We start from the raw sequence: 21,092 nt of genomic DNA, 5'->3' as shown, positions 1-21,092 counted from the left end.
CGGGCGCCCCGGGAGCCCTACTCGGCGTACGTCTCCCGCAGTTCGATCTTCCGCACCTTCCCCGAGACCGTCATCGGGAAGGTCTCCAGGACGCTCAGCCGGCTGGGGATCTTGTAGTGCGCCAGCCGGCCCTCGCAGAAGGCGCGCAGCTCCTCCAGCGTGAGCGGGTCGGCGGGATCGCGCGGGATGACACAGGCGAGCACCTCCTCGCCGTAGCGCTCATGGGGAACGCCGACCACCTGCACGTCGGCGATCTTCGGGTGGGCGTACAGGAACTCCTCGATCTCGCGCGGATAGATGTTCTCGCCGCCCCGGATGATCATGTCCTTGATGCGTCCGACGATCTCGACGTACCCGTCCTCGCGCATCACCGCGAGGTCGCCCGTGTGCATCCAGCGCCCCGCGTCGACGGCCTCGGCGGTCTTCTCCGGCTCGTTCCAGTAGCCGAGCATCACGCTGTAGCCGCGGGTGCACAGCTCCCCGGTGGTGCCGCGCGGCCGGGTCACCCCGTCCACCGGGTCGACGACCTTCACCTCCAGGTGCGGCAGGACCCGGCCGACCGTGCCCGTGCGGTGCTCCAGGTCGTCGTCCCGGCGGGTCTGGAGCGAGACGGGCGAGGTCTCCGTCATGCCGTAGCAGATGGACACCTCCTCCATGTGCATCTCGGCGACCACCCGTTTCATCACCTCGACCGGGCAGGGCGAGCCCGCCATGATGCCGGTGCGCAGGGTGGCCAGGTCGTACGACGCGAAGTCGGGGAGGTTCAACTCCGCGATGAACATGGTGGGTACGCCGTAGAGCGAGGTGCACCGCTCCTGCTGCACGGCCTTGAGCGTCGCCGCCGGGTCGAACGACGGGGCCGGGATGACCATGCACGCGCCGTGCGAGGTGGCGGCCAGGTTTCCCATCACCATGCCGAAACAGTGGTAGAAGGGCACCGGGACGCAGACCCGGTCCTGTTCCGAGTAGGCGATCGACTCCCCCACGAAATAACCGTTGTTGAGGATGTTGTGGTGGGAGAGCGTGGCCCCCTTGGGGAAGCCCGTCGTCCCGGAGGTGTACTGGATGTTGATGGGGTCGTCGCAGGACAGCTCGCTCGCGCGGACGTGGAAGTCCTCGTAGAGGTCAGGGGTTCCGCGCCTCAGCAGCGCGTCCCAGCTCGGGTCTCCGATGTAGACGGTCTCCCTCAACCGCGCGCATCCGCCGCGGACTTCCTCGACCATCGTCCGGTAGTCGCTGCTCTTGTGGCTCAGGGAGGCGAAGAGGAGCGAGATCCCGGCCTGGTTCAGGACGTACTCGACCTCGTGGGTGCGATAGGCCGGGTTGATGTTCACCATGATCGCGCCGATGCGGGCGGTGGCGTACTGGACGAGCACCCACTCGGGGCAGTTGACCGCCCAGATACCCACCCGGTCGCCCTTGGCGACTCCGGACGCGAGCAGCGCGTACGCCAACCGATCGACGTCGGCGCCGAACCGGGCGTACGTCCAGCGGCGGCCCGAGGGCACGTCGACCAGTGCCTCCCTCTCCGGCCAGGTGGCGACGGCCCGGTCGAGGTTGGCCCCGATGGTGTCGCCGAGCAGCGCCGTGCCGCCCGTCCCGTGCGCGTACGACAGTTCACTCACCGGAAGTCCTCCTCGCGGTACTCGGCGTCCGAGCCGGCGGCCGTGGCCTCGCGCAGCTCGATCCGGCGGATCTTGCCGGAGACGGTCTTGGGCAGCTCGCCGAACTCCAGGCGGCGGATGCGCTTGTACGGCGCGAGCACCGTGCGCGCGTGCTCGAAGAGGACCTTGGCGGTGTCGGGTCCCGGCTCGTACCCGGCCGCGAGGACGATGTACGCCTTCGGGACGGCCAGGCGCAGTTCGTCGGGGGCCGGGACCACGGCGGCCTCGGCGACCGCCTCGTGCTCCAGGAGCGCGCTCTCCAGCTCGAAGGGCGAGATCTTGTAGTCGGAGGCCTTGAACACGTCGTCCGCGCGGCCGACATAGGTGATGTAGCCGTCGGCGTCGCGCGAGCCGATGTCACCGGTGCGGTAGTGGCCTCCGGCCATCGCCTCCGTCGTACGGTCGGGGTCGCCGTGGTATCCGGTCATCAGGCCCACGGGGTGCGCGGACAGGTCGAGGGAGATCTCGCCCTCCGAGGCGCCGGGCGCGCCCGTGACCGGGTCGAGCAGCTCGACGCGGAAGCCGGGGCTGGGGCGGCCCATGGAGCCGGTCTTGAGCGGCTGGCCAGGACTGTTGGACACCTGGACGGCGGTCTCGGTCTGCCCGAAGCCGTCCCGGACGGTGACGCCCCAGGCGCGCCTGACCTGCTCGATGACCTCCGGGTTCAGCGGCTCGCCCGCGGCGACGACCTCGCGCGGCGGGGTCCGCAGCAGGCCCAGGTCTGCCTGGATGAGCATGCGCCACACGGTGGGCGGGGCGCAGAAGGTGGTGACGCCGGCCCGGTCCATCTCGGCCATCAGCCGGCCCGCGTCGAAGCGCGTGTAGTTGTACAGGAAGACGGTCGCCTCCGCGTTCCACGGCGCGAAGAGGTTCGACCAGGCGTGCTTGGCCCAGCCGGGTGAGGAGATGTTCAGGTGGACGTCCCCGGGCTTGAGCCCGATCCAGTACATGGTGGCCAGGTGGCCGATGGGGTACGAGACATGGGTGTGCTCCACGAGCTTGGGCTGAGCGGTGGTGCCCGAGGTGAAGTAGAGCATCAGGGGGTCGTCCGCGTGGGTGGGGCCGTCCGGCTCGAAGACGGGATCGGCGGCGGCCGTGTCCTCGTACGCCTGCCAGCCGGGGCGGGTGCCGCCGACCGCGATACGGGTGTAGCCGCCGGGCACCGCGTCGAACTTCGCGCTGTCCTCGGAGCGCGCGACGACGTGCCGCACCCGGCCGCGTTCGATCCGGTCGGCCAGGTCGGCGGGGCCGAGCAGCGGGGTGGCCGGGATGACGACGGCGCGCAGTTTCATCGCGGCCAGCGCGGTCTCCCACAGCTCGACCTGGTTGCCGAGCATGACGAGGACACGGTCCTCCGCCCCCACACCCCGGTCCCGCAGCCAGTTGGCGACCCGGTCGGAGCGCTCGGACATCGCGGCGAAGGAGACCTCGACACGTCCGCCGTCCTCCTCCACGATGTGCAGGGCGGTGCGGTCGTTGTCCCGTGCGATGACGTCGAACCAGTCGAGGGCCCAGTTGAAGCGCTCCGGGCGGGGCCAGCGAAAGCCCTCGTACGCCGTGGTGTAGTCCGAACGGTGCTCCAGCAGGAAGTCCCGTGCGGCACGGAACTCGTCCGCCCTGCCCGTTGTCGCCGTCATGTGTCCTCCTCGTTGCCGGACCGCCGCCTACCATCGTGTATTCCGTGATGCAGGTCTCACCACCCCCGAACGGGGGTGCCCCGCGATGAAGGGACGAGCAGGTGGCAGCGGACACGGCCGAGTCGGTGGAAGTGCGCGCCGCGCTGGTGCGGCTGCGGCGCGCCACGGGGCTGCCGGTGGCCTTCGGTGGCCTGGTCGACTCCGGCGGGCGGCTGGTGCGCATCAGCGAGCTGAGCGGTACGGCGACGCCCGCGCTGAGCGCGCTCGCGGTCTCGTCCGGCAACGGCCTGGGCGGCAAGGCGGTGGCCCTCGCCCGGCCCTGCGCGGTGAGCGACTATCCGGCCTCGCGGCAGATCAGCCACGAGTACGACATGGCGGTGGCGACGGAGGGGCTGTGTTCCGTCCTCGCGGTACCCGTCGTCGTACGGCGCCGGGTGCGCGGTGTGCTGTACGGCGCCCTGCGGACGGCCCAGCCGCTGGGCGACCGCACGCTGGGGGCGGCTGTCGCCGCGGCCCGGGACGTGGAACAGGCGCTGGTCGTCAGGGACGCGGCGCACGAGCTGCTGGCCGTGGTCCGCGAGCCCGGCCCGGCGCCGGAAGCGACGGGTGACGCGGCCTGGGAAGAGGTGCGCGAGGCGCACGGGACACTGCGGGCGCTGGCACCGCGGATCGCCGACCCGGGGCTGCGGGCCGAACTGCTCTCCGTGTGCGGCAGGCTGGCCGACGCGGCGGCCCCGTCCGAGGGCGTGGTGCACGCGGTCGTCCTTGCTCCGCGCGAGGTGGACGTCCTCGCCTGTGTCGCGGCGGGAGCGACCAACGCGGCCGCCGCCGAGCGGCTCGGGCTCCGTCCGGAGACCGTGAAGGGGTACCTGCGTTCGGCGATGCGCCGGCTCGGGGCGCACACCCGTCTGGAGGCCGTCGTCGCCGCGCGCCGGGCGGGGGTGCTGCCCTAGCCGACCGCCCGCCGCGGTCGCCCGCCGCGGGACCCTTCATCCAATCGTCCGGACCGTGAAATGACGTATGCGTACCATCTGTTATTTCCCTCACCACCCGGACTGTCCGAAATTCAAAGAGACGTTGCCTAATATTGGCCAGGACACGACACACGAGGGGAGCGGTGACCGTGCGAGGGGACTTCAGGGAACCTGCGAGACCGCGCCCCGACCTGGTCATCGGCCGGGAGGAACTCTTCGCCGCGGCACGCGAGCAGCTCTCCGACGGTGGCAGTGTGCTCGTCCACGGGCCCGCGGGAATAGGAAAGTCGACCGTACTGCGGGCGCTGGCCGCCGAATGCGCCGAATCGGCGCGGACCGTCTTGCGTTGCTCGGCCACCGAGTCCGAATCCCATCTCCCCTTCCTCGCGCTGGCCGACCTCCTCGGTCTGGTCGTCGACGAGATAGCCGACCGGCTGCCCGCCCCGCAGCGCACCGCCCTGGAATCGGCGCTCACCGGCCGCGGTGAGTCCACCCTCCAGCGCGACGGTCTGGCACTGCGGCTCGCGGTGCTGTCGGCGTTCCGCGCCCTCGCCGCGCGCGGGCCGGTGCTGATCGTCGCCGACGACCTCCAGTGGCTCGACCCGGCCAGCGCCGAACTCCTCGGCTTCGCCGCCCGCAGGCTCGGCGGCACACCGGTCCGCATGCTCACCGCGGTCCGTACGGAGACCGAGCCCCAGGCACAGGACCACGACCACTTTCTCCGCGCGTCCGTCCCGGAGACCCTGGCCCTGCGGGTCGCCCCGCTGGCCCGCGCCAAAGTGGCCGAACTCCTCGCCCAGCGCGGCTACACCGGTCTGCCGCGCTCCACCGTGCGCGACATCCACCGCACCAGCGGCGGCAATCCGCTGTTCGCTCTGGAACTGGGCCGCGCCCTCGCCGAGTCGCCGACCCGGCCGAGCCCGGGCGAACCGCTCCCCGTACCGACGTCACTGCGGGCGCTCGTCCTCAGCCGTCTGGACATGCTGTCCGCCGAGGCCCGCCGCACCCTGCTCGTGGTGAGCGCCGGCGCCCGCCCGACCCTGGCCCTGCTGCACGCAGCGGGCCGGGAGAACGCGGAGGCGGAGACGGCCTCGGCCACCGCCCTCGGGCTTCTCGCCACCGAACGCGAGACACCGGGCATCCGTTTCGCGCACCCCCTGGTCTCGGCCGCCCTGTACGCGGAGGCCGACGCGCAGGAGCGGCGCGCCGCGCACTCCGCCCTGTCCCGCGCGGCCTCCGATCCCATCGAACGGGCCCGGCACCTCGCGCTGGCCACCACCGGCACGGACCCCGCGGTCGCCGACCGGCTCGGCGAGGCCGCGGCCGCCGCCCGTGACCGCGGCGCTCCCTCCGTCGCCGTCGGACTCGGACTGCTCGCCGCCCGGCACACCCCGGCCGGCACCCGGCCGGGCGCGGACGAACGGCGCCTCCAGGCGGCCGAGGACGCGCTGACGGCCGGGGAGACGGACCTCGCCCGGGACATCGCCCGCCAGGTGCTGTCACGAGCCACCGCCCCCGCCGAACGGGTCCGGGCCTGGATGGTCGTCGTCGACTCCGCCGGACAGGCCATGGCCGAGATCGACGCCGTCTTCCCGCAGGCGCTCGCCGACGCGGGCGACGACCCCGGCCTCGTCGCCCTCGTCCGCTACCAGCTCGCCTGGCGTGCGCTGCTCATGGACGGCGAGATGACCAAGGCCCGCGAGGAGGCCGCCCGGGCCGCCCGGCTCGCGGCGCGCGCCGGCGACCGGCGCACCGAACTCCTCGCGCTCGGTTTCCAGGCGCAGATGGAGACCCTGATGGGACACGCGGACGCGCCCTCGACCATCCAGCGGGCCATGCGCGAGCCCCAGGACCCGCGGGTCGCCTGCGACCACAACGGGGCCGGCGCCGCCCGCTTCCGCTGGCTCATCATGGGCGACCGGCTCGCCGAGGCCCGCACCGCCATCACCGCGCTGCTGCGCGAGGTGCAGCGGCGCGGCATGGTCGAGAGCGAACTGCACTTCCTGCGCGGCCTCGCCGAGACCGAACTGCGCTCCGGTCACTGCGGCCGCGCCCTCGACCTGGCCCGGGAGAGCCTGCGGCTGGCCCGCGACACCGGCATCGGCGAGGCGGCCACCGCCATGTTCACCTCCCTCGCCGAGGCGGCCGGCGGTGACGTGGGCCGCGCGCTCTCGCTCGCCCACGAGGCCGTGGACCGCGCCGAGGAGGACGGCGACCTGGTCTACCTCTCCCGCGCCCTCGGCGCCCTCGGGCACGCCCAGCTCGTCGCCGGGGACGCTGCGGCCGCGGTCCACTCCCTGCGCCGGGTCCGGGAGCTGGAGGAGAGCCTCGGTGTCATCGACCCCGCCCGGGGCCGCTGGCACGGGGACCTCGCCGAGGCCCTGGTCAGGATCGGCGAGACCGCCGAGGCGCAGGATGTCATCGACGTGACCCGCAGGCGCGCGCTGCGGCTGGAGCGCGAGAGCGTGCTCGCCGTGCTCGACCGCGCCGAGGCGCTGGTCCGGGCCACGCGTGGCGAACAGGGACCCGCGGAGCGCCAGTTGGCCTCCGCGCAGGACCGCCTGGGCAAGCTGGGCTACGGCCTGGAGGAGGCCCGTGCCGCGTACGCCCTCGCCGGGCTGCGCACCTTCCCGCACGCTCCCGGGTCCGCTCGGGCGGGCGGTACGTCCGTGCCGGGACCCACCTCCTACGACGAGGCGGCCCGGCTGTTCCGCCGGTGCCGCGCGCTGCCCTGGCTCCGGCAGGTCGAGTCGGCCGCCGCGCACCCGCCGGCCGCGCCGCCCCTCGCCCCCGCCGCCCTCGACACCCTCGCGGCCACCGAGCGTCAGGTCGCCGCCCTGGTCATGGAGGGCGCCACCAACCGTGAGATCGCCGGGCGCCTGTTCATCAGCGTCAAGACCGTCGAGGCCACGCTCACCCGGGTGTACCGGAAGCTGGGGATTCGGTCGCGGGTCGACATCGTGCGGCTGGCGGCGGAACGCAGGCCCGACTGACGCTCCCCCGGCCCATGCGGGGGGGGGGAGGGGGAAGCCGCCCTGCCGGGTGGGGACACCGGGACGGAGGCGGTGGCCGTCGGAAGCCGCGCGGGCCCGAAGGCGGCGGTGCGGGCCCGGAGGCGGCGGTGCGGGCCGAAACGGTGACGCGGGGCACGCCGGAAGCGGCCGGACCGGTGAGACTGCGGGCCGGAACGGTGACGCTCCGGCCGACACCGGTAGAGCTCCCGGCCAGGGCGGTATGGCTGCTGGGTGACTCCTTCGGGTGAACGTGCGCCGGACGGGCGGGACTCCCCGGCCGGGACCGGCCGTCCGGCGCCCGCGTCAAACACGGCCCGCGCCCCGCAAGGGTTTTCCCTCCCCCGTCTCCACTAGGGGGTTCCCTCATTGGGGGAGAGCGGTCACACCCCCTAGCGTGTGGGCGTGCCGCTCGCTCGGGCCTACGACACCCCATCCAGAGGCGTCGTGACTCCCCCACACACACCCGCGCGTCCCCCCACCGGCAACTTTCAAGGAGACCGATGTTCGGGCTCATCCGCCTCAAGAACAGCGCAGCCCTCTGTGCGGCGACCGCCGTGGCAGCCGCGACCACGCTGCTCGGCGCCCCGTCCGCCGCCGCCGTTCCCCAGCCCATCGTCGGCGGCACGACGACCACGACGACCGCGTACCCGTTCATGATGCAGATCACCGACGCCAGGCAGAACCAGTTCTGCGGCGGCACCCTCGTCGCCGCCGACAAGGTCGTGACCGCGGCCCACTGCATGTCGGGCGAGACCACCAGCAGCGTCCGTGTGGTGGGCGGGAGGACCTTCCTCAACGGCACGGACGGCACCGTCAGCACGGTCAGCAAGATCTGGATCAACCCCGACTACACCGACGCCACCGACGGCGACGACGTGGCCGTGCTGACTCTGTCCACGTCGATGCCGTACACCCCGGCACCGTACGTGTCGGGCTCCGACACCGGCCTGTACGCGACCGGCACCGAGTCCCGCATCGTCGGCTGGGGCACCACCTCGGAGAACGGCACGTCCTCCAACCAGCTCCGCACCGCGACCGTCCCGATCGTGTCGGACTCCAGTTGCGCGGCCTCGTACGGCTCCAACTACGTGGCCTCCGACATGGTCTGCGCCGGCTACGACGCCGGTGGCGTCGACACCTGCCAGGGAGACAGCGGCGGCCCGCTGCTCATCAACGGTGTGCTGGCCGGCATCACCTCCTGGGGAGAGGGCTGCGCGGAGGCCGGCTATCCGGGCGTGTACACCCGCCTGACGACGTTCTCCAGCCTGGTGACCGAGCAGGTCAACTCGTAGGAAACGATGAACTCCTGAGTACCCCTCAGGTAAGAGCCGAGGGGCGTTGCGAGCCTCCACGAGCGGTCCGCAACGCCCCTCATCCAAGGACACACCCCTCATACCTGTCGGCGGACGGCTTCCCCGCGGCGCCCCCCGTCCGCCGGCATCTCAGGGCCGTGCGACCGTGCCGAACCGGATGTCGTACTCCTCTCCGGCGTGCATCGCCATGAGCATCCGCTCCCCCTCCGCGGTGACCTCGTCCCGCCGCGCCCCGGTGAGACTGCCGAAGGGTTCGACGACCAGCGCGCCCTCCTCCAGCTTCCACAGGCCGGACACGAAACCGTCGACGAGCAGGGTGCGGTAGGCCTGATTGCCCTGCCACGTACGCCCCTTGAGGTCCGCGGGGACGACCCGGGAGCGGTCGGCGTGGGACAGCAGCAGATTGTCGAACTCGGGCAGGAAGCGGGGCGGGGCGGGGGTGTCCGGGTCGGGCCGGGACGCGTCGGGCAGGTCGAAGAGCTCCACTCCGTTCTCGTCGCGGAACACCGCCAGAGCGGGCCGGAGCCGCTCGAAGACCTCGCGGAGCCGGGTCAGGCCGGCCCAGGTCTGCATGTCCTTGACCGAGGCGGGGCCGAAGGCGGCGAGATAGCGCAGCACGGTCGCGTCGGGCGCGGGGGCGGGTTCGGCGGGGCGGCCCAGCCAGTGCTCCGCGGTGGTGAGGGCGACCTGGCCGCTGCGGCCCCACAGACCGCGCGGGGTGACCTGGACGAGGGGCAGGGTGCAGCGGGCCGCGACGGAGAGCGCGAACGGGTCGGCTTCCGGCCACTGGGCGAGCAGTGCCTCGCGGAGCTGCTTCATGGTGCGCGGTTCGGCCTCCACCAGCTCGCGGCTGATCGCGGCGAGCCGGTCCAGGTCGACGCCGGTGAGCCCCTTGCGGAACTGGCCGAGCTCCCGGTCGCGGGCGGCCTGGACCAGCGGACGCAGGGTGAGGGCGTCGTCGGCGGTGTGCGTGTGGATGGTGGAGCGCATGGTGACGATGCGGACGACGTCGCGCGCCTCCATGGCCGTCGACAGGTGCTCGGGCCGGAAGCCGTGCAGGCGGGCCGCGAGGGCGTAGTACGGCGGCTTCACGTTCTGCGCCTGGAGGCCGAGGAGGTGCTCGACGGCGGCCGTCGCGGCCATCGGGGAGCGGCGCAGCAGGAGCTGACGGTCGAGGGTCGCGCGGTTGAGGGCGCGGGTGCCGAGCACGGGGGCCGTCGCGGTCGTCTTCGTCATACCCGGCACGCTAACCCCACTCGCGGACACCCCCTGTCCGCAACTCCCACCCGGCACGCCTCCCGGATCTCCGGCCGGTGACGGTACGCGCGGCGTTTGCCCCGTATATCCTGCTCGGAGATCGCGCAGACGTACGTTCGACCCTGGAGGCAGCCGCGATGTCCGAGCGACGCGCCCGCTCAGCCTCGGATGACCGGAGGGGCCCGGGGGACACGGACGGCTCCGGGGAGGCGAACGGCCCCGCGAGCCCCGGGGGCCGGAAGGGCACCGGGGCCGAGCGGAGGCCGTTCTGGCGGCGCGCCCTGACTCCGCCGTCCGCGCCGCCCCCTCGGCACGCGCCGGCGCGGGAGGCGCCTCCCGCGCCGGAGCCCACCGAGGTCGTCAGCGTCGTCCAGTCCGCGCTGTACCGCGACGGGGTACGGGTGTCGACGCCCGCGTCGCTGGCCGAGACCTTCCGCGAGCTGCGCGAGCAGCCGGACGGCATGGCGTGGATCGGCCTGGCCCGTCCGACGGCGGCCGAACTCCATTCACTGGCGGCCGAGTTCGATCTGCATCCGCTGGCCGTCGAGGACGCGATGGAGGCACACCAGCGTCCGAAACTGGAACGCTACGGGGAGACCCTCTTCGTCGTCCTGAGCGCCGCCCGCTATCTGGACGCGGCCGAGGAGGTGGACTTCGGCGAGCTGCACGTGTTCGTGGGACCGGACTTCGTGATCACGGTCCGGCACGGCGCGGCGCCGGACCTCTCGGCGGTGCGCCGCCGCATGGAGGGCAGTCCGGAACTGCTGCGGCTCGGCCCGGAGGCCGTCCTCTACGCGATCCTCGACTCCGTCGTCGACGGTTACGTCCCGGTGGTCTCCGGCGTCCAGAACGACATCGACGAGATCGAGACCGAGGTCTTCCGCGGCGACCCCGCGGTGTCCCGCCGTATCTACGAACTCTCCCGCGAGATGGTCGAGTTCCAGCGCGCCACCCGCCCGCTGGTCGGCATGCTGCACAGCCTGATGGCCGGCTTCGCCAAGTACCGCACGGACGAGGAGCTCCAGCGCTACCTCCGCGACGTCGCCGACCACGTCACGCACACCAGCGAGCGGGTGGACGGATTCCGCCAGGCCCTCACCGACATCCTCACGGTCAACGCGACGCTCGTCACCCAGCAACAGAACGCCGAGATGCGGGCGTTGGCGGAGGCCGGCTTCGAACAGAACGAGGAGATCAAGAAGATCTCGTCCTGGGCGGCCATCCTGTTCGCCCCGACACTCGTAGGAACGATCTACGGCATGAACTTCGAGAACATGCCGGAGCTGGGCTGGACCTTCGGATACCCCTTCGCGATCGGCTTGATGGGGGTTGTTTGTGCCAGTCTCTACGTGATTTTCAAGCGAAGGGACTGGCTCTAGGCCCCGCGCACCGCACCGCACTCAGCACTTCATCGCGCTTCGCGCTCTACGAAGACAAGATCAAATCCGGCCACGGTCATCACCGTCAACGGACAACCCGACCAACCCCGGCCGTTTGGCGGCCAGTTGGATCATTCTTGGTCACGCCAAAGCGACTCCCCCGGTTGCCACCTGGCCGCCGTCGGCAGGACGGCTCCCAGCAGAAGGAAAGGGCCGCTCCCTGAGGAGAACTCGGGGAGCACGAGGGGTTGCGCGACATGAACTTTCGTCATGTACCGCCGCTGCAACGGATGTTGGGTCATCCCCGCGATCGCCCTGATGACGGAGGTGTGCACGAGCCTGTACGTCGCCGTCCAGCGGCGCGACCGGCTCCGAGCAACGGCGAGGAGGACGGTTCCGCATCGGCCGGTTTGCCGAACTGTGCGCTGTGGAAGGCCTGTTGAGGCTCGTCGATCGACTTCGCCCAGCCGTCCACGGAAGTGCTGCTCAAGGGCACGGTGGGATCAAAGCGCCCGGAGGGGGACAACCGTCGGCGGAACCGGCACCAAATCTTGGACACAAATTCCACACATCCCCCTCTTCATACCGGCCCTGATGGTCTAGATTGACCGTGCTTCAGCTGTTCGGACATGAGGCGACCAATAATGATCTATAGGTCCGGCGCCAGGAATGCCAGCATTGGCCTCCTCGACGCCAGACGTGGGGGTGGTCGGTCCTTGCAGCCCTGAAGGGTTCGGGTGCGGGGAGCACCCGGGTTCTCGACGGGTTTCCGGACACACAGCGCGGCGCGGGAGGCGGGGGCCTCCCGGGGGAGGAACAGCGCGGCGCGGCGCGGGGGGCGGGGGTGCCTCCCGGGGCGAGAAACAGTGTTAGGCGAACACGTCGAACCACTGGAACCTGGGGGGTTCTGTGCGGCAAGGGGGACTAGTACGTCCGCTTCCGTCTGCGCGCGAGCGTCTGACGGACGGGGCGATGCATCAGCCTGCGACCGACTGGGAGCAGCGGTACCGCCGGACCGTGATCACCAGCGACATGGTCGCCACGGCCTTCGTGGTGGCGTCCATCGGCAACTTCTTCGGCGCCCGGGACGCGGCCAACTGGCATGAGAAGTGGGGCATCCTCGCGTTCGGCACCGAGCTGCTGGTGCTGGGGGCACTGGCGGTGAGCCGTTCATGGGCCCCGGCCGTCTTAGGCCAGGGCGCGGAGGAATTCCGCCGGCTGGGACGCTCGCTGTTCGCGGCGACCGTGGTCCTGGCGCTCGGCGGGATCGCCCTCACCTCGCGCAACATCAAACTCTGGATCTTCGTCGCGATCCCCGCGATCGCGATCGTGACCATGACCGTGCGCTATCTGCTGCGGCTGTGGCTGCACAAGCAGCGGAAGGAAGGCCGGTGTCTGCGACCGGTGCTCGCCGCCGGCAGCCCGGCCACCGTGCGCGATCTGGTCAGCCGCACCCGCAAGTTCCCGCACCTCGGCTGGCGGGTGGAGGCCGTCTGCACGACCGACGGTCACGGCTTCGACGGTGACCACCTCGACGGGGTGCCGGTCGTCGGCCGGCTGGCGGACGTCGCGAACCATGTGCACCGCGACGGCTACCGCGTCGTCGCGGTCACCCCGGACCCGCACTGGTCGCCGGACCGGCTGCAGCGGCTGGCCTGGAACCTGGAGGGCAGCGACGCGGAGATGGTCGTGGCCCCCGTGCTGATGGAGGTGGCCGGTCCGCGGCTGCACGTCGACGCGGTGCTCGGGATCCCGCTGCTGCGGGTCAGCATGCCGACCTTCACCGGCGGCCGCCGAGCGGTCAAGGTGGTCGTCGACCGGCTGGGCGCGACCGTCCTGTTGTTACTGTTCGCGCCGCTGATGGTGCTCGTCGGCCTTCTCGTGCTGCTGGACAGCCGGGGCGGGGCGTTCTACCGCCAGCGCCGCGTCGGCAAGAACGGCCGCGAGTTCACGATTCTCAAGTTCCGCACCATGGTCTCCGGGGCCCACAAGGCACGTGCGGAGCTGGCCGGCCTCGACGAGGGCGCCGGACTGCTGTTCAAGGTCCGCCGGGATCCGCGGGTGACCCGGGTCGGAGCGGTGCTGCGCCGGTACTCGCTCGACGAACTCCCGCAGCTTTTCAACGTGTTGGCCGGATCGATGTCGCTCGTCGGTCCGCGGCCTCCGCTACCGGAGGAGTCCGCCGCGTACGGCCCGGACATCCGGCGGCGGCTGCTGGTCAAACCCGGGCTCACCGGCCTGTGGCAGATCAGCGGACGCAGCGACCTGTCGTGGGAGGAGGCGGTGCGGCTGGACCTGCGGTACGTCGAGGACTGGTCGCTCGCCCTGGACACAGTGATCTTGTGGAAGACGCTGCGTGCGGTGCTCTACGGGCAGGGGGCCTATTGATGCGCGGAGGGTGTCGTCCGGCAGGCGCGTGTACGGCAGGCCGCAAGGGTCTGCCCTGGGGGAGGAACGGGTCATGAAGGTCAGCGTTTTCGGGCTCGGTTACGTGGGCTGTGTGTCGGCCGCGTGCCTGGCCGGCCAGGGCCACGAGGTCATCGGCGTCGACGTCAACCAGGTGAAGGTCGACCTGGTCAACGACGGCAAGGCCCCGGTGGTCGAGGAGGGGATCGGCGAGCTCGTCGCCGACGTCGTGGGGAGCGGGGCCTTACGCGCCACCACCGACGTCCGTGAGGCGATCGCGGACAGCGAGGTGTCGCTGATCTGCGTGGGCACGCCCTCGGAGCCCAACGGCAGCCTGTGCACAACATACTTGGAGCGGGTCACCGAGGAGATCGGTGCCGCGCTGGCCGAGCGGGGCGGCCGGCACACCGTCGTGTTCCGCAGCACCATGCTCCCGGGCACCTGCCTGAACCTGCTGCTGCCGATCCTGGAGAAGTACGTCGGCGGAACGGCCGGCGTGGACGTCGGGGTCGCGGTCAACCCGGAGTTCCTGCGCGAGGGCACGAGCGTGCGGGACTTCTTCGACCCGCCGAAGACCGTCATCGGCGAACTCGACGCGGCGAGCGGCGACGTGGTGGCGGCTCTGTACGAGGGCCTGCCCGGCGAGGTGTTCCGGGTGCCGATCCCGGTGGCGGAGGCGATCAAGTACGCGGACAACGCGTTCCACGGCCTCAAGATCGGTTTCGCGAACGAGCTGGGCGCGGTGTGCCAGGCGCTCGGGGTGGACTCGCACCAGGTGATCGACGTGTTCCTGGCCGACCGCAAGCTGAACATCAGCCCCGCCTACCTGCGGCCCGGCTTCGCCTTCGGCGGCTCGTGCCTGCCCAAGGACCTGCGGAGCCTGGTCCACGCGGCGCAGCGGGCCGACGTGTCGGTGCCCATCCTGTCCCACGTGCTGCCCTCCAACTCCGACCATCTGCAGCGTGCGGTGGAGATGGTCGAGCGCACCGGCAAGCGCAAGGTGGGCCTGTTCGGGCTGTCCTTCAAGCCCGGCACCGACGACCTCCGCGAGAGCCCGCTCGTCGAACTGGCGGAGCGGCTCTTCGGCAAGGGGTACGACCTGCGGATCCACGACGCCAACGTGAGCCTTTCCCGGCTGCTCGGCGCGAACCGCGAGTACATCGAGACCCGGCTGCCGCACCTCGCGCAGCTTCTCGCCGACTCCGTCGACGAGGTGCTCGAACACGCCGAGGTGTGCCTGGTCGGGACGAAGGACCCGGCCGTGCTGTCGGCGCTGCCCCACGGTGACGGTCCGGTGATCGTCGATCTCATCCACCTCCCCGACGCCGACACGCGCCGGGCCGAACCGGGATACATGGGCCTTGCTTGGTGACTCGACCAGCGGCGACCGGCCAAGCCGGCGCGCGCTGATCCTGGTGGAGAACCTGTCGGTGCCGTTCGACCGACGGGTGTGGCAGGAATGCACGACCCTGCGCGACGCGGGCTGGACGGTGCACGTCATCTGTCCCCAGGGCAGTAAGCGGGACACGGAGCCGGAGGCGGTGATCGACGGGGTGCGGATCCACCGCTACCCGTTGCGCGCCGCCACCGGCGGACCGGCCGGCTATCTGCGGGAGTACGGATCGGCGTTGTGGCACACCATGCGACTGGCCCGGAAGATCGGCCCGGTCGACGTGGTGCACGCCTGCAATCCGCCCGACCTCCTGTTCCTGCCGGCCCGGTGGCTGAAGCGGCGCGGAGCGCGGTTCGTCTTCGACCAGCACGACCTGGTGCCCGAGCTGTACCTCTCGCGGTTCGACCGCGGCGAGGACCTGCTCTACCGCGGCGTGTGCGCGCTGGAACGGATGACCTACCGGGCCGCGGACGTCGTGCTCGCCACGAACGAGAGCTACAAGGACACCGCGGTACGCCGTGGCGGCCGGCGGCCGGAGGACGTCTTCGTGGTGCGCAGCGCGCCCGACATCGACCGGTTCCACCCCGTGCCGCCCGAGCCCGAGCTGAAGCGCGGCAAGCCCCATCTGCTGTGCTATCTCGGCGTGATGGGCCCGCAGGACGGCGTCGACTACGCCTTGCGGGCCCTCGCGAAGCTGCGCGACGAGGTCGGCCGGACCGACTGGCACGCGGTGTTCGTCGGCGGCGGAGACACCTTCGACGCGATGGTGGAGCTGTCCCGGCAGCTCGGGCTCGCGGATCAGGTGCAGTTCACCGGGCGTATCCCGGACGCGGATCTGGTGCGCTACCTGTCCACCGCGGACGTATGCCTCTCCCCCGACCCGCACAACCCGCTCAACGACGTGTCGACCATGAACAAGGTTCTCGAGTACATGGTGATGGGCCGGCCGCTCGTCTCGTTCGACCTCAGGGAGGCCCGCGTCTCCGCCGGTGACGCCGCCGTCTACGCGCCCGCCAACGACGAGGGCGAGTTCGCGCGGCTCATCGCGCTGCTGCTGGACGATCCCGAGAAGCGGGCCCTGATGGGCAAGATCGGCCAGGAACGGATCAGCGGCCCGCTCTCGTGGCGGAACTCGCAGGCGTCCCTGCTCGCCGCCTACGCCGCGGCCTGCGGCGACGACGCTCCGGCGGGCGGCCCGGAACGTGCACAGGGCGGAGGCCGCACCGTTGAACGATGACACGATACGCCTGGTCACGATCGGCCGGATCATCCGTCGGCGCTGGCGGCTCCTCGCCGTGCTCGCCCTGGTGGGCGCGCTCGCCGGATACGGCACCTCGCTGCTCTTCCCGGCGCGCTACACGGCGTCGGCGGCGGTCCTGCTGCCCGGCGCCTGGGAGGAACGCGAACTGCTGACACAGCAGGAGATCGCGACCAGTTCGGTGGTGGTCGACGCGGCGGCCGACGCGCTCCACTGGACCGGGGCCACCAAGAGCGACCTGCGCGACCAGGTGAGCGCCAAGACCGCCGACGGGAACATCATCAAGATCTCGGGCACGGCCGAAACCCCGGAACGCGCGCAGCGGCTCGCCGACCAGGTGGCCCGGCAGTTCGTCACCTTCGCCGCGCGGGTCGCGGACAACAACACCGACCCCGACACCGCGGCGCAGCGCGAGGCACTGCAGCAGACGGTGACGAAGACCAGCAAGCGCATCACCGAGCTGGCCGACGCCGCCGATCCCGGGCAGACGGTGGAGGGCGTGCAGGCCCGAACCGAGCTGGAGAAGCTGCGCACCACGCTGCAGGAGGCCATCAACAAGCTGGACCAGGCCGACCCCTCCGCCCGCAAGGCCAACATGGTCGTCATGGGCTCGGCCCCCCGCCCCACCGGCGAGGCACCGCCGACACGGATCCAGCTCGTCGTGGCCGGGGCGCTGCTGTCCTTCCTGCTCGGAGTCATCGGCCATCTCACCGCGGCCCGCGTGAGCCGGCGGCTGCGCACCCAGCCGGAGATCGCCGCGGCGCTGAACGCGGAGCTGCTGGGCACGGTCGACGTTCCCGCCGAGCGCCCCGGGCACCGGCCGGAGGGCGGTGGGTCGCGCTCCGGGATCCGCCGGCTGCTTGGCATGGACGTCCGCTGGGACATCCCGGCCCCGCAGGCCTCGGGTGACGAGGTCAGCAGGCAGATCCGCTACCAGCGTGTGTGCGCCCGTCTGCGGGACCGGCTGCCCGCCCCCCGGCGGCTGCTGGTCCTCGTCCCGGACGGCGACGAGACCGCCCGCCTCGCCGCCGGCCGGCTCGTCGCCGAGGCCGAGGGCGATCCGGCCCTGCGGATGGTGGGCGTCTCGGTGTCCGAGCCTCTGGTGCCGGACCGCGGCAGCGAGTCCGGCGCGCTGGTCGTGCTCAGCCCGGGGAACTGGACCGCGGCCGAGCTCGCCGGCATCGCCGAGGCATGTGCGGACGCCAAGCACGAGGTCGTCGGCGTCGTCCTCGCCGGCATGGTCCGCGCCCTTCCGGCGCGGTCCGCCGGCCGTCCCCGGAACGCGGCCACGCCGTTGCTCGCGGTCGGCCACGACGTGAAGGGAAGTTCAGGGTGACGACGAGTACGACAACGGAGTCGTCGGCCGCCGCTCCGCTGCTGGACCTGCAGGCACTGGTGGTGGCGGTGCGCAGACGGCGCCGCTTCTGGTGTGCCGCGGGTCTGCTGGGGCTGCTCGTGGGCGCGGCGGTGGCGGTCCTGCTGCCGGCGCCGCCGACCGCGGTGACCAAGGTGCTGGTCGCGCACCAGGAGGACCAGCCGAACGACCCCGGGACGCTGATCCGCACCGACGTCGCGCTGCTCCAGACCACACGGATCGCCGACCAGGCCCTGAAGTCCCTCCACTCTTCGGAGAAGCCGGAGGACTTCATGCGGGACTACTCGGGGATCGGGCTGACCAACAACCTGCTGCAGATCACGGTGACGGGTGACAGCGACGCGCAGGCGGAGGCCCGTGCCAAGGCGCTGGCCGACGCGTTCGTCGCGGACCACGTGAAGCGGATCCGGGCGGCCGCGGACGCCGAGGCCAAGGCCCTGCTCGACCAGCGTGACCGCCTGCAGGGCGAACTCACCAAGGTCAACAAGGCGATCGGGGACGCGTCGGCGCAGAGCGGGCCGACGGCGTCGGCGGACCTGGAGTCCCTCTTCGCCCGCCGGGCCGAACTCACCTCGCGCATCACCGACTTCGGCCAGCGCGCCGCCGAGGCGCGCATCGGCACGCCGCAGCTCATCGCCGGCACACAGATCGTGGACGCCCCGAGCGCGGTGCGCGACTCCCTGCCCAAGGCCGCCGCCACCAACGGCGCGATCGGACTAGTCCTCGGCCTCGTCCTCGGGCTCGCGGTGGCCGCCGTCGGTTCGGTCGTGGCGGACCGCCCCGTGCTGCGCCGGGAGATCGCGTCGAACCTCGGCGCCTCGGTCATCGCCGAACTGCCCCGCCGGAAGGGCAGGCTGGGGCGGCGCCGACGGGTCCGGGTGGCACGCGAACGGCTCACCACGTCGCTGGCGCGCACCGCGCGCGGCTCCGCGGAACCGGTGTCGCTGCTCGAACTGGGCTGTGCGCGCGGCACCACCGCGATCGCCCTGGACCTCGCCAGGGCGCTGGCGGCGGACGGGCCGGTGGTCGTCGTCGACGGTCTGCCGGGCCCCCAGCTCGCCAAGCGCCGCCCGAAGCAGGGTGACCCGACGGTGGTCAGCGGCGAACGTGCCGCGGCCCTGCCGCACCAGGACCGCAGGGTCGGGGTCGGCTCGGTGGCGCCCGGCACGGCGTGGACCGACCTCCAGTACCTCGGTACGCGGACCGTGCTCGTCGTACGGGCCGGGCACGGCAGTTCGGCGTGGCTGCACACCGTGGCACGGCAGCTCGCGGACCAGCGGATCGCGGTGATCGGTGTCGTGCTGATCGACCCCGATCCGCGGGACCGGACCGACGGCACGCTGTGGGACGGGCTGAGCACCGCGCTGCGCGGCCAGGACGAACGGGCGGCCCGGCAGAGCGGGCCGGCCCGGCGGGCGGAGCGGCTGCCGATGTGGGCGGCCCGCGTCCCGGACAGCGACCAGGAGGCACGGTAGGACATGTGTGGCATCGCGGGTACTTACCGATGGCCCGACGGGAAGGCGGTGGCCGACCGGCTCACCGAGACGCTCGCCCACCGCGGTCCGGACGGGGCGGGCCACTACAGCCACCCCGCCGGTGACGGCGAGGTACACCTCGGGCACCGCCGGCTGGCCATCATCGACCTGTCCGAGACCGGCGCCCAGCCGATGGTCTCGGGCGGCCTCGTCCTGACGTACAACGGCGAGCTGTACAACGCGCCCGAGCTGCGTGCCGAGCTGGAGGCCTCGGGGGTGCGTTTCCGCGGCACCTCCGACACCGAGGTGCTGCTGGAGGCATGGCGGCGCTGGGGCACGGACTGCCTGCCCCGGCTGCGCGGCATGTTCGCGTTCGGCGTCTTCGACGAGCGGACCGGTGAACTGACGCTCGCCCGCGACCAGCTCGGCATCAAACCGCTGTTCCTGCTCCGGCGCGGCGGGGGTCTCGTGTTCGCCTCCGAGCTCAAGGCGCTGGCCGCCGTGACCGGCGGGTCGCTGGAGGTGGACCACGCGGCGCTGGTGGCGTCGCTGCTGTACTACTGGGTGCCGGACTCGCGGTGCGCGTTCCGTGAGGCGGAGAAGCTGCCGCCGGGGAGCTGGATCCGGTTCCGGCCCGACGGCGGGGTGCAGCGCGGCCGGTACTGGAACCTGCGGGAGGTCGCGTCCGAGGGCCGGGAGCGTGCCCTGAGCGGCGACCTGCCCGACATCGCCGCCGTCGTCGAGGAATCGACCCGGCGCCATCTGCTCTCCGACGTGCCCGTGGCGACGTTCCTCTCCGGGGGGCTCGACTCCAGCTATCTGACCGCGCTGGCGGCCCGCGACCGGCCCGGGATCTCCGCCTACACGATCGGATTCCGGGCCGAGGACGCCAAGTTCGAGGCGATGCCGGACGACCTGCGCTATGCCCGGCAGGTCGCCGAGCAGTTCGGCGTCGACCTGCACGAGATCGAGATCGCCCCGAACGTCCTCGACCTGCTGCCGCAGATGACGCACCATCTGGACGAGCCGATCGGCGACCCCGCCGCGATCAACACGTTCCTGATCTGCTCGGCCGCCCGGGAGGCCGGGGTCAAGGTGATGCTCTCGGGGATGGGTGCCGACGAGCTGTTCGCCGGCTACCGCAAGCACCTGGCCAACCTGATCGCGCTGCGCTACCAGCGCGTCCCGCGGCCCCTGCGGCGCGGCGTGTCCGCGGCCGTGGACCGGCTGCCGGTCGCCTCGGCCCGCCGGGGGTACCGCTCGGTGCGCTTCGCGAAGCGGTTCCTGTCCTTCGCCGATCTGCCGGAGGAGACCGCGTTCCGGCGCAGCTACACCATGTACGACCGGGCCGAGTTGCTCGCCCTGATCGATCCGGACCTGGCCGGGACCGTCGACGACGTGCTGACCGAGCACGCGGACGTCTACGAGGACAACGACCTCGACGACTTCGTCAACCGTATGTGCCTGGGCGACGCCCGGATGTTCCTGCCGGGCCTGAACCTCGCCTACACGGACCGGTCGAGCATGGCCGCGTCGACCGAGGTGCGGGTGCCGTACGTGGACGTCGAGGTGGTCCGGGCGGCGTTCGCGGTGCCCGGTGACCGCAAGATCGTCAAACGGCAGGGCAAGGCCGTCCTCAAGGAGGCGGCCTCCTCGGTCTTGCCCCGGGAGATCGTGTACCGGCCCAAGGGCCTGTTCAGCGCCCCGCTGCGGGCCTGGATGAGCCGGGATCTGGCGCCGCTGGTGCGCGAGGTGGTGAACGACGGCGAACTCGTCCGGTCGGGGCTCCTGCGCCGCGACGCGCTGGCGCGCATGGTCGCCGAGGACGCCGCCGGGCAGCGGGACTTCTCCAAGCATCTGTGGCATGTGCTGACCCTCGAGTACTGGTATCGCGGCGCGACCTCCGGGGCCGGCCAGCACTCTCCCGTGAACGCGTAGAGACAGTAG

The 21,092-nt window shown here is 71.9% G+C and carries 12 protein-coding genes and 1 pseudogene; 10 read left to right on the top strand and 3 right to left on the bottom strand.

Annotated elements, in window-relative coordinates:
- Positions 1-17 precede the first annotated feature (17 nt).
- Together ACFXGX_RS29450 and ACFXGX_RS29445 are read right to left on the bottom strand one after the other, a co-directional pair.
- Positions 18-1,625: an AMP-binding protein gene (locus ACFXGX_RS29450; protein WP_384796752.1), complete on the bottom strand. Its 1,608-nt coding sequence runs from the start codon at positions 1,623-1,625 to the stop codon at positions 18-20.
- The gene (locus ACFXGX_RS29445) at positions 1,622-3,301 is read right to left on the bottom strand and encodes an AMP-binding protein (protein ID WP_384796749.1); all 1,680 of its coding nucleotides are present in this window, start codon (positions 3,299-3,301) and stop codon (positions 1,622-1,624) included. Before ACFXGX_RS29445 ends, ACFXGX_RS29450 begins: the two co-directional genes overlap by 4 nt.
- A 101-nt stretch (positions 3,302-3,402) precedes the next feature.
- Here ACFXGX_RS29445 and ACFXGX_RS29440 point away from each other — a divergent pair, with 101 nt between their 5' ends.
- The 3 genes from ACFXGX_RS29440 to ACFXGX_RS29430 all read left to right on the top strand — a co-directional run bounded on the left by ACFXGX_RS29440 (position 3,403) and on the right by ACFXGX_RS29430 (position 8,581).
- Positions 3,403-4,254 (top strand): LuxR C-terminal-related transcriptional regulator, encoded by an 852-nt coding sequence (locus ACFXGX_RS29440; protein WP_384796746.1) that lies wholly within the window; start codon positions 3,403-3,405, stop codon positions 4,252-4,254.
- A gap of 164 nt (positions 4,255-4,418) precedes the next feature.
- Positions 4,419-7,268: an ATP-binding protein gene (locus ACFXGX_RS29435; protein ID WP_384796743.1), complete on the top strand. Its 2,850-nt coding sequence runs from the start codon at positions 4,419-4,421 to the stop codon at positions 7,266-7,268.
- Between the two features lie 521 nt (positions 7,269-7,789).
- Positions 7,790-8,581, top strand: a complete 792-nt coding sequence (locus ACFXGX_RS29430; RefSeq protein ID WP_384796740.1) for a S1 family peptidase — start codon at positions 7,790-7,792, stop codon at positions 8,579-8,581.
- A 150-nt stretch (positions 8,582-8,731) separates the two neighbouring features.
- Here the strand turns inward: ACFXGX_RS29430 and ACFXGX_RS29425 are convergent, their stop codons facing one another.
- Positions 8,732-9,838, bottom strand: a complete 1,107-nt coding sequence (locus ACFXGX_RS29425; RefSeq protein WP_384796737.1) for a winged helix DNA-binding domain-containing protein — start codon at positions 9,836-9,838, stop codon at positions 8,732-8,734.
- Positions 9,839-9,996: 158 nt separating this feature from the next.
- Here ACFXGX_RS29425 and ACFXGX_RS29420 point away from each other — a divergent pair, with 158 nt between their 5' ends.
- The 7 genes and pseudogenes from ACFXGX_RS29420 (at position 9,997) to asnB (ending at position 21,083) form a co-directional block, all read left to right on the top strand.
- Positions 9,997-11,238, top strand: a complete 1,242-nt coding sequence (locus ACFXGX_RS29420) for a magnesium and cobalt transport protein CorA (protein WP_384796734.1) — start codon at positions 9,997-9,999, stop codon at positions 11,236-11,238.
- 909 nt (positions 11,239-12,147) lie between these two features.
- Positions 12,148-13,626: a sugar transferase gene (locus ACFXGX_RS29415; protein ID WP_384796732.1), complete on the top strand. Its 1,479-nt coding sequence runs from the start codon at positions 12,148-12,150 to the stop codon at positions 13,624-13,626.
- Positions 13,627-13,699: 73 nt separating this feature from the next.
- Entirely contained in the window at positions 13,700-15,016 is a 1,317-nt protein-coding gene (locus tag ACFXGX_RS29410; RefSeq protein ID WP_384796729.1) for a nucleotide sugar dehydrogenase, read from the top strand.
- Positions 15,006-16,267: pseudogene (locus tag ACFXGX_RS29405) on the top strand (glycosyltransferase family 4 protein). The gene ACFXGX_RS29410 and the pseudogene ACFXGX_RS29405 overlap by 11 nt, the downstream one beginning before the upstream one ends.
- Entirely contained in the window at positions 16,264-17,631 is a 1,368-nt protein-coding gene (locus ACFXGX_RS29400) for a Wzz/FepE/Etk N-terminal domain-containing protein (protein ID WP_384796726.1), read from the top strand. The pseudogene ACFXGX_RS29405 and the gene ACFXGX_RS29400 overlap by 4 nt, the downstream one beginning before the upstream one ends.
- Positions 17,628-19,145 carry a Wzz/FepE/Etk N-terminal domain-containing protein gene (locus tag ACFXGX_RS29395; RefSeq protein WP_384796723.1) on the top strand — a complete coding sequence of 506 codons (1,518 nt, stop codon included), beginning with the start codon at positions 17,628-17,630 and terminating at the stop codon, positions 19,143-19,145. Before ACFXGX_RS29400 ends, ACFXGX_RS29395 begins: the two co-directional genes overlap by 4 nt.
- A 3-nt stretch (positions 19,146-19,148) precedes the next feature.
- Complete coding sequence (gene asnB, locus ACFXGX_RS29390; RefSeq protein WP_384796720.1) at positions 19,149-21,083, top strand: asparagine synthase (glutamine-hydrolyzing); 1,935 nt, start codon at positions 19,149-19,151, stop codon at positions 21,081-21,083.
- Positions 21,084-21,092 lie beyond the last annotated feature (9 nt).

It is taken from the genome of Streptomyces sp. NPDC059371 (assembly GCF_042751995.1).
In the GTDB taxonomy this organism is placed as follows: domain Bacteria; phylum Actinomycetota; class Actinomycetes; order Streptomycetales; family Streptomycetaceae; genus Streptomyces.
This window is presented reverse-complemented; position numbering and strand designations above follow the sequence as displayed.

Coding starts and splice junctions, on each gene's coding strand:
- ACFXGX_RS29410 (WP_384796729.1), top strand. CDS start 13,700: ATGAAGGTCAGCGTTTTCGGGCTCGGTTACGTGGGCTGTGTGTCGGCC.
- ACFXGX_RS29445 (WP_384796749.1), bottom strand. CDS start 3,301: ATGACGGCGACAACGGGCAGGGCGGACGAGTTCCGTGCCGCACGGGAC.
- ACFXGX_RS29420 (WP_384796734.1), top strand. CDS start 9,997: ATGTCCGAGCGACGCGCCCGCTCAGCCTCGGATGACCGGAGGGGCCCG.
- ACFXGX_RS29430 (WP_384796740.1), top strand. CDS start 7,790: ATGTTCGGGCTCATCCGCCTCAAGAACAGCGCAGCCCTCTGTGCGGCG.
- asnB (WP_384796720.1), top strand. CDS start 19,149: ATGTGTGGCATCGCGGGTACTTACCGATGGCCCGACGGGAAGGCGGTG.
- ACFXGX_RS29425 (WP_384796737.1), bottom strand. CDS start 9,838: ATGACGAAGACGACCGCGACGGCCCCCGTGCTCGGCACCCGCGCCCTC.